This window comes from Sphingobium sp. MK2 (assembly GCF_040170545.1).
Lineage (GTDB): Bacteria > Pseudomonadota > Alphaproteobacteria > Sphingomonadales > Sphingomonadaceae > Sphingobium.
The window spans coordinates 21,805-34,112 of sequence record NZ_JAZDXA010000044.1 but is presented as its reverse complement, the minus strand read 5'-3'; the positions used below and the strand labels follow the sequence as shown (position 1 = coordinate 34,112).

The following is a 12,308-nucleotide window of genomic DNA, read 5'->3' as shown; positions in this document are numbered from 1 at the left end:
GGACGCGGAGATGGACGAGATATTCGCGCGTATTCGGAAAACACTCGACGGACTGCTCGAACAGGCGGATATTGCTTCGCTGCGCTCGCAATGACGATTCAACTTCGAGTCATCCGGCTTTAGACGCGCTGATAATCGCGACGGAAGTCGGCCGCGAAGGCGGCAAACTGCCCGGCGGCGATGGCGTCCCGCATCCCCTGCATCAGTGCCTGATAGAAATGGATGTTATGCTGGGTCATCAGCATCGCACCCAGCATTTCGCCTGCCTTGACGAGATGATGGAGATAGGCGCGGCTCCAGGTCGTGCAGACCGGGCAGGTGCAGCGCGGATCGAGCGGCCCCTGATCCTCAGCGAAGCGGGCATTGCGGATGTTGAGCGGCCCGGCCCAGGTGAAGGCCTGGCCATTGCGGCCCGACCGGGTCGGTAGCACGCAATCGAACATGTCGATGCCGCGCTCGACCGCGCCGACGATATCGTCGGGCTTGCCTACGCCCATCAGATAGCGGGGTTTGTCGGCGGGCAGCATGTCGGACGCGAAGTCGAGCGTGGCGAACATCGCCTGCTGCCCCTCCCCCACCGCCAAGCCGCCCACGGCATAGCCGTCGAAGCCGATGTCGATCAGTTGCTGGGCCGATTCCCGCCGCAACCCTTCATCGAGTGACCCCTGCTGGATGCCGAACAGCGCGGCGCGATCGGCATGGTCGCCGCCTGCGTCGAAACCCTCGCGCGAGCGCTTCGCCCAGCGCATCGAGCGCTCCATGGACTTGGTCGCCTCCTCATGGGTGCAGCCATTTTTGGTACATTCGTCAAAGGCCATGACGATATCGCTGTCGAGCAGGCGCTGGATCTCCATCGATCGCTCTGGTGTCAGCATATGCTTCGACCCGTCAATATGGCTGGAGAAGGCGACGCCCTGCTCGCTCATCTTGGTCAGCGCCGACAGGCTCATCACCTGATAGCCGCCGCTATCGGTCAGGATCGGCCGGTCCCAGCCCATGAAACCATGCAGACCGCCCAGCCGCGCCATGCGTTCGGCACCGGGGCGCAACATCAGATGATAGGTATTGCCCAGGATGATGTCGGCACCTGCGGCGCGCACTTCGGCCGGGCGCATCGCCTTTACCGTGGCGGCGGTGCCCACCGGCATGAAGGCGGGCGTGCGGATCTCGCCCCGGCGCATCGTGATTGCGCCGGTACGGGCCTTGCCGTCGGTGGCGGCGATGGAAAAAGAGAAGCGGGGCTGGGTCATCTGCGCGCTCTAGGAGCGAACGTGCAGGCGTTCAACCCGCCTTGCGAACGCCGTCGAACAGCGCGAGCGCGTCGATATTGAAGCCTTCGACCCGGCGGTAGGGACCGATGAAGCGCAGGCAGTCGGTCGAAAGGCGCAACGGCCAATAAGCGCCCGTCTGGTCGTGCAAAGCCAAAGTGGCAAATTGGGGATCGGATCGCTCTCGATGCATGAGAGCAGACGTAATCGGCAAAGATTAACAAGATGTCTTTGGTGAACTTTTACGATCGTTCGAAAGCGCACTTTGTTGCAATATCGCAACTATCCACGCGCATAGCCTTATTTTCGGGCGACCAGGGTGCAACAGTTGCATATAAAGATGGTTAACAGGCTCGGTCGGATGTCCTGCCGATTGCATGCCGCTTGCCTGCCTGTTTTGTTGAGACCCAACGAAAAATCGGGGGTGCATATGATTGATTCAGGACAATTTAATTCCGCAGGCGAAACAGCCGCAAACGCAAAGGCTGCGACGATGAATATGATTAACGATGAAGCGGCTGAACGGGCGCTGGTGGCCGATATTGCGCGCTCCACCCTGTTCGACCTTGGGCAGATCGATGTCCGTTGGGACGCCGAACTGGCAACGCTGTGGGCGTTCATGACGCCGCTGGAACGGCCCAATTCCAACCTGTCCCTGATTCGCGATACGATGGCGTGGCAGCGCGAGAGTCGCCGCTTGTTCGAAGACAAGGGCGGAATGCTCAAATTCATGGTGTTGGGCTCGCGCTTTCCCGGCGTGTTCAACCTGGGTGGTGATCTGGAGATGTTCGCCGAATGCATCCAGCGCCGCGACCGGGACACGCTGCTGCGCTATGGCATCGCCTGCTGCGAGATCGTCGATCGCATCTGGCACTGTAACGACATGAACATCATCAATATCGGGCTGGCGCAGGGGGACGCGCTGGGCGGCGGGCTGGAAGCGCTGATGTGCTTTGACGTCATCATCGCCGAACGGCAGGCGCGCTTTGGCCTGCCCGAAGTCTTGTTCGGCCTGTTCCCCGGCATGGGCGCCTATTCCATCCTGTCGCGCCGGGTCGGCCCGGTGCTGGCGCGCCAGATGATCACCGATGGCCGCGTCTATAGCGCCGAGGAAATGTTCGACATGGGCATCGTCACCCAGGTCGTCGAGCAGGGCGAAGGCGAAGCCGCCACTGTTGCCTGGATCAAGGATCACCGGGCGCATCATGCCGGTTATGTCGGAATCAATCGCGCCGGGCGGCGGGTCAATCCGATGACATTGGAGGAACTGACCGATATCGTGACCACATGGACCGACACGGCCCTGGCGCTGTCGGACCGTGACCTGCGGATGATGCGGCGATTGGCGGCGGCACAGACACGGTTGCGCTGACCACCGGCGGCTCAGGCGAGGCGACGGCGATGGAGGATCGGATCGGGGCGCTCCTGACCATGAAGGGGACCGGCCTCAATCAGTTCGACGATCCGTTCATTGGGGACGGGACGGCTGAATAGATAGCCCTGAACATTGGTGAAACCGGCTTCGCGGGCATGGGCGAGTTGGTCCGGCGTTTCAATCCCTTCGGCGACCGTGTCCATGGACAGGTCTCGCGCGAGATTGCCGATCGCACGGACGATCGCGCGATCTTCGGGGTTGGCGCTGATCCCGGCCATGAAGCTCTGGTCGATCTTGAGCGTGTCGAACCGATAGGAGCGCAGATAGGAAAGCGAGGAATAGCCGGTTCCAAAATCATCGAGCGCCAGCCGCAGGCCGATCCGCTGCAATTCGCGCAAAATCGTGCTGGTCTGGCCGCTATCATCAAGGAAGATGGACTCGGTGACTTCCAGTTCGAGCCGACGGGCAGGCAGGCCCGTTTCCAGCAATGCGGCAATGACATTGCCGGGCAGGTCGTGTGATTTGAGCGAGGCGGGCGAGATGTTGATGGCCACGCGAACGTCGCCGGGCCACCCCGCCGCCGCGATGCAGGCCTGACGCAACACCCAGCCGGTCAAGGCTTCGATCAACCCCATGCTTTCGGCGATCGGGATGAATTCGGACGGTGGAATGGAGCCGAGCACGGGATGGTTCCAACGGATCAGCGCCTCGCAGGCATCGATGTCGCCGCCGTCGAGCGCGACGATCGGCTGGAACATGAGCTGGAGTTCATCTCCGTCCAGCGCTCGGCGCAGGCCGGTTTCGATTTCGTGGATGCGGTTGAACCGTTCCTTCAGCGACCAGTTGAAGCTGGATGCCCGATTGCGTCCGGCCCCTTTCGCTTCATACAGCGCCAGATCCGCATGCTGCATCAATTCATCCATGTCACGGCCGTCCTGCGGGGCCACGGCATAGCCGATCGAGGCCGTAACCTGGAGATGATGATCGCCAAGATCGAAGCCGTGCGCGAAATCCGTGATTATCTCCTGGGCGATCGTCGCTGCCGCGACCCGGTCCGTATCGGGGCAGATGATGACAAATTCATCGCCACCAAAGCGAGCGACCCGTCCCTGTCCCTGTACGATCTCGTTCAAACGCTCGGCGACAACGCGCAGCAGCCGATCCCCGACCATATGGCCCAGCGAGTCGTTGATCTCCTTGAACCGATCCACGTCCATCCACAAAATGGCAACGGCATCGGCGCGTTTGTCATTGGTTTCGAAAATATCGCGCAGCCGCATCTGCATCGCCATGCGATTTTCAAGGCCGGTCAGATTGTCGTACCGCGCCAGCCGCTCGAATTTTTCGGCCAGTAGAGACTTGTCGCGCCGACCGATCAATGCCTGGACGACGATGCGATGCGTGGTCGAGCTGATTTCGGCGAGGCCCAATATCATGGCCACCATGGCGACCGACAGCACACGATAGCCCGTCGAACCTTCCAGCCAGAGGCCGAGCGCGGTCGGCAGCAGGGCAAGGCAAACCTGACCGATGGCGATCTGCACGCGGCCCGCATTACGGCCGGAAATACCGCCGGCATAGCCCGTGGCCATCGACACGCTGAGCATATGAATGACGGAATTGGTTGATCCGATGAGGGTGACGAATCCCATGAGGCCCAGAAGCCCTGAATAGGCCCACGCCCCCAACTCATAGGCCAATTCCCAGCGTCGCGAGGCGACCGCCGTACCGCGCACCAACTGGCGATGAAAGAAAATAGCGGAAAAGACGCGCAGCGCGGCAACAAGGCACAGCGTCGCGACGACCACATGGATGGCGAGGCCGTCCGACAGGCTGCTGATGACAAGGCCGACAGCCGTCCCGGTGGCTGCGCCGATGGTAAGCGATGCGGGCGAGGCGTAGAGCGTTTCGACCAAGCTCCGCCGGACATCGGCATCCTCTTCCGACGACTGCGCTGCGCGCCTTTCCAACAATTTTCTCAAAGCGCCCAAATGGCCGGTCTCCGGTTCCCCGTCCCTCTTGGCAGTTTCCCTTTATTTTTTCGTTAACCCCAAGACGCCAGCGAACTGGCGCGTTCGCGCGCGTAAGCCTATGCCTGTCGATCTGATCGCTGCAGACTGCGGGAGCATCACCATATCTGCCAAGCTGTTCATCGCCCTTGCCTATGTCCTCCTGCTGTTCGGGGGGACGGCGCTGGCGCATGCGTATCGCCATCGGCTGCGCCAATCGCGCTGGCGTATCCACGCCTACACCCTGGCTTTGGGGGTCTATTGCACCAGTTGGACCTATTTCGGCGCGGTAGGCACGGCGGCGACCGGGGGATGGAGCTATCTGCCCATCTATCTTGGCCCGATCCTGCTGATGATCGCGGGCGGACGGTTTCTGCGCAGGCTGAACGCCGAAGTGCAGGAAGATGGCGCGACGTCGATTTCCGACTTTATCGGGTCGCGCTTCGGCAAGAGTCGCACGGTCGCAGCGCTAGTGACGCTGATCCTGCTGTTTGGCACCATTCCCTATATCGCGCTGCAATTGCGGTCGGTGGCGCTGAGCTTCGCGCTGGTGTCAGGTATCGCGCAGTCGACCGCGCCGCTGGTCGGGGCGGCGGCCGTGCTGGCGCTGTTCGCCCTCGCCTTTGGGGCACGACGTTATCAGGTGTCTGGGCAGAATGAAGCGATCCTGTTCGCCGTCGCCTTCGAATCGCTGTTCAAACTGGCCGCGTTGCTGCTGGTCGCGGGGCTGGCGGTCTGGCTGCTGTGGACCGCCCCGACCGATCGGATAGCCGAGGGAATGACGGCTTTCCGCAGCGGATTTGCGCCGACGCGGCTGGATGTGAACTTCGTGGTCACAACCCTTTTGTCGGTGCTGACCATTATCTGCCTGCCGCGCCATTTCTTCATCAGCGTGACGGAGTCGCGAACGCCCGACGATATTTTGACGGCGCGTTGGGGTTTCGTCGTCTATTTACTGGTGACGGTACTGGCCGTCTTGCCGATCGCTGCGGCCGGTGTGACGCTGCTCGGCCAAGGCGGAGCGCCGGACCTGTTCGTCCTCAGCCTGCCGCAGGATTTCGGCTATCATCGACTGGGGCTATTCGTCTTTCTGGGTGGGCTGTCGGCGGCGCTGGCGATGGTTGTCACGGAAATCGTCGCCATCTCCAGCATGATCTCCAATGATCTGTTCGCACCCGCCCTGCTACGACGATCGTCAGGCGATTCGCACATGGGCGAGCGGTTGTTGTGGATACGCCGCAGCGCCATCGTCGGGCTGATCGGCGCGGCGGTGCTCTATGCAATGGCCACCCCATCCACCACGCAACTGGCGTCGGTCGGGCTGATCGCCTTTGTCGCGATCGCCCAATGTGCGCCCGCTCTGATCTGCGCGGTCTATCGGCCGCATAATGACCCGCTGGCGGGCAAGGCCGGGTTGCTGACCGGCTTTGCCTTGTGGTTCGTCATCCTGTTCCTGCCCGCGATCGGCAGCGCGGCGATCACCCCGCCCGCCTGGCGCGGCATCAGCGCGGTGACGGCGGGCACACTGATCAGCCTGGGTGGCAATCTGCTCGCCTTCCTGCTGGTATCGGCGCGCAGCGTTGGCGCGGTGCGACTGGTCCGGCAACGCGGCATCGCGCCCGTGTCGACGATGGAGGCGCTGGGCGATCTGGTCACCCGCTTCGTCGGTGCCGAGGCGATGATCGAGGCGTTCGGCGCGACCGAGGGCAGTGATGCGCCGATCGACCGGGCGAGCGCACGGACAGCCGAGCGGCTGATCGGCAGCGTCGTGGGCGCGTCGTCCGCGCGGGCCATCATGGCGTCGGCTATTTCCGGCCAAGGCATGGGCTTTGCCCAGATCGCCCAGGTGCTTGATGCGTCGGGGCAGTCGCTGCATTTTTCGCAAGGACTGCTGGCGGCGACGCTGGAGAATATAGACGTGGGCGTCAGCGTGGTCGATCGCGACCTGCGGCTGGTGGCGTGGAACAGTCGCTATCTCGACCTGTTCGACTATCCCCCCGGCCTGATCCGGGGCGGCGTGCCGGTCGCCGACCTGATCCGGTTCAACGCCGAGCGCGGTGATTGCGGTCCCGGCGAAGTGGAGGATCATGTCGCCCGGCGGCTGGCGCATATGCGCAGCCGTCGCCAGCATGCGTTCGAAAGGTATCGCGCCGATGGTCGCTGGATCAAGACGGTGGGCGGCCCGATGCCCGATGGCGGCTATGTCATGTCCTTCACCGACATCACCGTCGAAGCGCAGGCGCGGGCAGCGACCGAGACGGCGCGGCGCGACCTGGAGCAGGCGGTGGCGGCGCGGACGGCGGAGTTGAGCGAGGTCAATGCGAAGCTGGCGGCGGCGATGGCGGACAAGACCCGTTTCCTCGCAGCGGCGAGCCATGACCTGCTGCAACCGTTGCACGCTGCCATGTTGTTTTCATCAGCCTTGCGACGGCGACTGAACGAACCGGAGCAAGCGATCTTGGCGCGGCTTGATCGCTCAATCGAGGGGGCGAACGACCTGTTGCGCGCCTTGCTCGACATATCGAAGCTGGACGCGGGCGGGGTGAAGCCGCAACCGACCCGCTTTGCCGTGCGGCCGATGCTGGTCGATCTCGCCGAGAGTTTTCAGCCGCTGGCGGCGGAAAAGAGCTTGGTGCTAAGGGTTGGTCCGGGGGAAGGCTGGGTCGAGACGGATCGGAGCCTGTTGCGGTCGATCGTCCAGAATTTCCTTTCCAACGCCATCCGCTATACCGACGAGGGTCGCATCCTCGTCGCGGTGCGACGGCGAGGCGCTGCAGTTCGCATCGAGATATGGGATAGCGGAATCGGCATCGCGCCGGACAAGCTGGCGCTGATCTTTCGCGAGTTCGAGCGGCTGGGTCAGGGCAGCGAGAGCGGCATCGGGTTGGGCTTGGCGATCGTGGAGCGATCGGCCGCTTTGATCGGCGGGACGGTGGCGGTGCGGTCCTGGCCCGGCAAGGGTAGTTGCTTTGCGATCAGCCTGCCGCTGGTGGCAGCGTCGCCGATTGCGACGGCACCTGTGGCGGCGGCGCTCCCCGCACCGACGACCGGCCTGCGCCTGCTCGTCGTAGACGATGACTCGGCCAATCGTGCGGCGATGCAGGCGGCTTTGGAGAGCATGGGGCATGAGTGCGTGGTGGCGGCGACGGAAAGCGAGGCATTGGCGGCCAGCGGGCCATTTGATGGCGCCTTGGTGGATTTTGCGCTCGGCACGGCGCGCGATGGCATCGACCTGATCGACGCGCTGCGCGATCGGTCGCCGGGGCTGGCGGTGGCGCTGGTGACTGCCGAACGCAGCGAAGCGATGCTGGCGCGCCTCGCCGAGCGGGATATTCCCCTGCTCGCCAAGCCTTTGGCGGCGGCGGTGCTGGAACAATGGATTGCAGAGGTAGCGCGACGCCGCGCTGGCGGGTCAGTGGTTCCCTAACCCCAGCGCGCGGGCGGCGAGCGCGGCCTGCGTGCGGTTCTGGACGCCGAGTTTGGCGAGGACCGTGGTCATGTGCGACTTGATGGTCGATTCAGCGACCCCCAAGTCCCAGGCGATCTGCTTGTTGAGCTGGCCGTCGAGTACGCCGAGCAGGACGCGCAATTGCGTGGGCGTCAGCGAGGCCACTTTGCCCGCCATCTCGTCCACCTCGTCCGGCATCAACGGCGTGACGGCGGGCGCTTCGCCTGCCAAAGCGGCGGCGATGGCGTCTTCGATGACGCTCAGATCCTGATCCTTGCCGATGAAACCGACCGCGCCATAGCGGCGCGCTTCGGCTGCGGCGATCTGCGCGTCGGCGCTGGAAATGACGAGAATGGGGACCGAGGGGCGTTCCGCATGCAGCAGAGCGACGCCGGAAAAGCCGACCGATCCCGGCATCTTGAGATCGAGCAGGATGAGCAGCAAGTCGCTGGCGGCGGTGGCGGTTTCTACCGCGCGGTCCAGCGTCGCCGCCTCCACGATCCGCGCGTCGGGCGCGACGTTGGAGGCCGCCATGACCAAGGCCTGACGGAAAAGCGGATGATCGTCCGCTACCAAGATAGTGCCTGTCGCCGTTGGCTCGTCCTTCCCTCTCCGACGCCATCCTGCCCCTTGTTGGGCAGCGATGCAAATAGGGGCTATCCCCTAGCCCAACAAGCGTCTCAGGCCGCTGCCATCTGGCTGTCGGCTATCAGTGTTTCGACCACCGACGGGTCGGCGAGCGTGGAAATGTCGCCCAGCGCATCGGTCTCGCCCTCGGCGATCTTGCGCAGGATGCGGCGCATGATCTTGCCTGATCGGGTCTTGGGCAGGCCGGGGGCGAACTGGATGATGTCGGGCGTGGCGATCGGGCCGATTTCGGCGCGGACCCAGGCGACCAGTTGCTTGCGCAACTCTTCGGACGGCTCCTCATGCGCGTTGAGCGTCACATAGGCGTAGATGCCCTGCCCCTTGATCGGGTGCGGCATGCCGACCACGGCGGCTTCGGCGACCTTGGCATGAGCGACCAAAGCGCTTTCGACTTCGGCGGTGCCCATGCGGTGACCCGACACGTTGATGACGTCATCGACCCGGCCGGTGATCCAATAATAGCCATCGGCATCGCGGCGGGCACCGTCGCCGGTGAAGTAACGGCCGGGATAGGTGGTGAAATAGGTCTGGAAGAAACGTTCATGATCGCCATAGACGGTGCGCATCTGGCCGGGCCAGCTTTTGGCGATGCACAGATTGCCCTCGGTTGCGCCGTCCAGTTCCCTGCCATCGGCATCGACCAGCAAGGGGTGGACGCCGAACAGCGGCTTGGTCGCAGAGCCGGGTTTGAGGTTAGTCGCGCCAGGTAGCGGCGCGATGAGGATGCCGCCGGTCTCGGTCTGCCACCAGGTATCGACGATCGGGCAGCGGCCTTCGCCGACGACCCGGTGATACCATTGCCAGGCTTCCGGGTTGATCGGCTCGCCCACGCTGCCAAGGATACGCAGCGACGCGCGGCTGGTCGCCTGCACGAAGGCGTCGCCTTCACGCATCAAGGCGCGCAGCGCGGTGGGGGCGGTGTAGAAGATCGCGACGTTCCATTTGTCGCAGACCTGCCAGAAGCGGCTATGGTCAGGATAGTTGGGGACGCCTTCGAACATCAGCGTGGTCGCGCCATTGGCGAGCGGGCCGTACACGACATAGCTGTGGCCGGTGACCCAGCCGATGTCGGCGGTACACCAATAGACTTCGCCGGGCCGGTAATCGAACACCTGCGCATGGGTCATCGCCGCCCAGAGGAGATAGCCGCCAGTGCTGTGCAGGACGCCCTTGGGGGTGCCGGTCGAACCGGAGGTGTAGAGGATGAACAGCGGGTCTTCCGCGCCCATCGCTTCGGCCGGGCAATCCGGCGAAGCGGCATCGCGGGCCGGGCCGTAGAACAGGTCACGCCCCTCTACCATCGGCACATCCGCCCCGGTACGCTGGACGATGATGACGGTTTCAACCGAGGTGCAATGGGCGAGCGCCGCATCGACATTAGCCTTCAGCGGCACGGCCTTGCCGCCGCGCAGCCCTTCGTCGGCGGTGACGACCAGGCGGGAGTCGCAGTCGCGGATGCGGCTGGCGAGGCTGTCGGGCGAGAAGCCGCCGAAGACGATCGAATGAATAGCACCGATGCGGGTGCAGGCCAGCATGGCGAAAGCGGCTTCGGGGATCATCGGCAGATAGAGCGTCACCCGGTCGCCACGGCGGACTCCCTGTGCTTTTAACACATTGGCGAAGCGGCAGACTTCCTCATGCAGTTGGGCATAGGTGATGACGCGGCTTTCGCTCGGATTATCGCCTTCCCAGATGATAGCGGGCTGGCTGCCCCGTTCGGTCAGATGCCTGTCGATACAGTTGGCGGAAACGTTGAGCTGACCGTCTGCGAACCAGCTTATCCCGAAATCGGCTTCATCGAAGCTGCTTTCATCCACCTTGGTAAAGGGGATGATCCAGTCGAGCCGCTGCGCCTGATCGCGCCAGAAGGCGTCGGGATCGGCCAACGCCTGCGCATGCATCCGGGCGGCGTCGGCAGCGGTGACCCGCGCATCGACGGCGAGGGACGCGGGAACGGGATAGAGGGATTCGCTCATAATGTTGGCCTCTCCAAGCTCTTTCACACTAGCGTAACGACCCCAGGCCCGTGCGGCATCCTCGACCAAAGTTGGAGGGACTTGCGACCATGGTCCGCCTTATCCTCCCCCTGCCCCAACCCGCATGATGCAAGCATGGCCGGATCGCCACATCCCTTCGCAGAAAGGGGCACCCGGCGGGGAGAGGATGAATGATGACGAACAGGGCATTCATAAATCTAAGGCGCGGGATTGCGATGGGCGCGATGGCGGCGGCTATCGTCAACGCCCCCAGTGCCATGGCGCAGACAGCGCGCGAGGCGGAGTTGGAAGCGCGGCTCAACCAATTGGAGGCGGCCGTATCGATGCTGCGCAGCGAGTTGACGCAGGCGCGGGCCGAACAACAGACATCGACGCAGATCGCACAGAAGGCCGACAGCCGCGTCGCGGCTCTGGAAGCCAAACCTGCCACCGACGGCTTCAAGGTCGGTGCCACCACCTTCAAGCTGGGCGGCTTCGTCAAGGTCGTAGGCAGCGCGACGCGCTATGATGATGGCGCGGTACCGGGCGGATCGCTGGGTAAGGAATTTTACCTGCCGCAGCAGATTCCGGTCGGCGGACAAAGCAGCCGCGACATCATCGGCCATGCGCGCCAGACGCGGCTGTCATTCAGCACCTCCACCCCGCTGGGTGGCAAGGAGGTCAAGAGCGTCATCGAGTTCGACTTCGCATTGGCCGCCGCGCCTTTGGGGGCGCAGCGGGCGACCAACCCCTATGTGCCGACCTTTCGCCGGGGCTTCATCAGCTATGGCAACTGGCTGATCGGGCAGGAGTGGACGACCTTCCAGAATCCCGGCCATCTGCCCGAATCGACCGATTTTGTGGGGCCGATGGACGGCGCGATCTTCGTGCGGCAGATGATGGTGCAATATAAACAACCGCTGGGCGGCGGCTTCGATCTCTATCTGGCGGCGGAAAATCCACAGACCGAGACGGAAACGACGACCGCCCCTGCCCTCGTTGACAATGATCAGGATCGCATCCCCGATCTCGTCGCCAAGCTCGCCTATAAGGGCGCGATCGGCGAGCTGCATGTCGCCGGGCTGGTGCGGCAATTGTCGGTGCGCAACAATGGCGTCGGCGATACGGCGATGGGCTGGGGCATCACCACCGGCGGCAAAATCCCGTTCGGCCCGGAAGGTCGGCACGACCTGCGCTTCCTGGCTACCTATGGCAATGGCATGGGCCGCTACTTCACCGTCGGCTATGCGCCTGACGCGATCTATGACGCTACCATCGGCAACCAGTTGCATGTGGTCGATAATGTCGCGGGCTTTGCCGCGCTCAAGCTCGGCTGGACGCCGACGATCCGGTCGACCTTCATGGTCGGCTATCAGCATGTCAGCTATCCCGGTGGCATCGCGCTACCGGGCCTGGCCAACAAGGAGGCCTATAGCCTGGCCGGTAACCTGTTCTGGTCGCCGGTCAGGAATCTGGATTTCGGTATCGAGTATCGCCATGCTCAGCGGGAAGTCGTCAATGGCCTGAAGGGCCAGATGGACCGTGTCGAGATGGCCGCGAAATACACTTTTTAAGGGAGAGGGC

At 63.5% G+C, this 12,308-nt stretch carries 8 protein-coding genes; 3 read left to right on the top strand and 5 right to left on the bottom strand.

Annotation, left to right across the window (positions count from 1 at the left end; all coding sequences use genetic code 11):
* Nucleotides 1-119 precede the first annotated feature (119 nt).
* Both tgt and V2I08_RS17125 read right to left on the bottom strand, forming a co-directional pair.
* Complete coding sequence (tgt, locus tag V2I08_RS17130; protein ID WP_349636141.1) at nucleotides 120-1,250, bottom strand: tRNA guanosine(34) transglycosylase Tgt; 1,131 nt, start codon at nucleotides 1,248-1,250, stop codon at nucleotides 120-122.
* A gap of 31 nt (nucleotides 1,251-1,281) precedes the next feature.
* Nucleotides 1,282-1,419 (bottom strand): hypothetical protein, encoded by a 138-nt coding sequence (locus V2I08_RS17125; protein WP_405053666.1) that lies wholly within the window; start codon nucleotides 1,417-1,419, stop codon nucleotides 1,282-1,284.
* A gap of 342 nt (nucleotides 1,420-1,761) precedes the next feature.
* On the opposite strand from V2I08_RS17125, the gene V2I08_RS17120 reads away from it, so the two are divergent.
* Nucleotides 1,762-2,640, top strand: coding sequence for a crotonase/enoyl-CoA hydratase family protein (locus V2I08_RS17120; RefSeq protein WP_349636139.1), 879 nt, complete (start codon nucleotides 1,762-1,764; stop codon nucleotides 2,638-2,640).
* A gap of 11 nt (nucleotides 2,641-2,651) precedes the next feature.
* Here V2I08_RS17120 and V2I08_RS17115 read toward each other — a convergent pair whose 3' ends face one another.
* Nucleotides 2,652-4,616 (bottom strand): EAL domain-containing protein, encoded by a 1,965-nt coding sequence (locus tag V2I08_RS17115; RefSeq protein WP_349636142.1) that lies wholly within the window; start codon nucleotides 4,614-4,616, stop codon nucleotides 2,652-2,654.
* A 118-nt stretch (nucleotides 4,617-4,734) separates the two neighbouring features.
* Between V2I08_RS17115 and V2I08_RS17110 the strand changes: the two genes are divergently transcribed.
* Complete coding sequence (locus tag V2I08_RS17110) at nucleotides 4,735-8,079, top strand: PAS-domain containing protein (RefSeq protein WP_349636138.1); 3,345 nt, start codon at nucleotides 4,735-4,737, stop codon at nucleotides 8,077-8,079.
* On the opposite strand, the gene V2I08_RS17105 is transcribed toward V2I08_RS17110, so the two are convergent.
* Both V2I08_RS17105 and acs read right to left on the bottom strand, forming a co-directional pair.
* Complete coding sequence (locus tag V2I08_RS17105) at nucleotides 8,065-8,676, bottom strand: response regulator transcription factor (RefSeq protein ID WP_349636137.1); 612 nt, start codon at nucleotides 8,674-8,676, stop codon at nucleotides 8,065-8,067. The genes V2I08_RS17110 and V2I08_RS17105 overlap by 15 nt on opposite strands.
* Before the next feature lie 104 nt (nucleotides 8,677-8,780).
* Entirely contained in the window at nucleotides 8,781-10,724 is a 1,944-nt protein-coding gene (acs, locus tag V2I08_RS17100) for an acetate--CoA ligase (protein ID WP_349636136.1), read from the bottom strand.
* A gap of 191 nt (nucleotides 10,725-10,915) precedes the next feature.
* Between acs and V2I08_RS17095 the strand changes: the two genes are divergently transcribed.
* Complete coding sequence (locus V2I08_RS17095; protein ID WP_349636135.1) at nucleotides 10,916-12,298, top strand: DcaP family trimeric outer membrane transporter; 1,383 nt, start codon at nucleotides 10,916-10,918, stop codon at nucleotides 12,296-12,298.
* Nucleotides 12,299-12,308 lie beyond the last annotated feature (10 nt).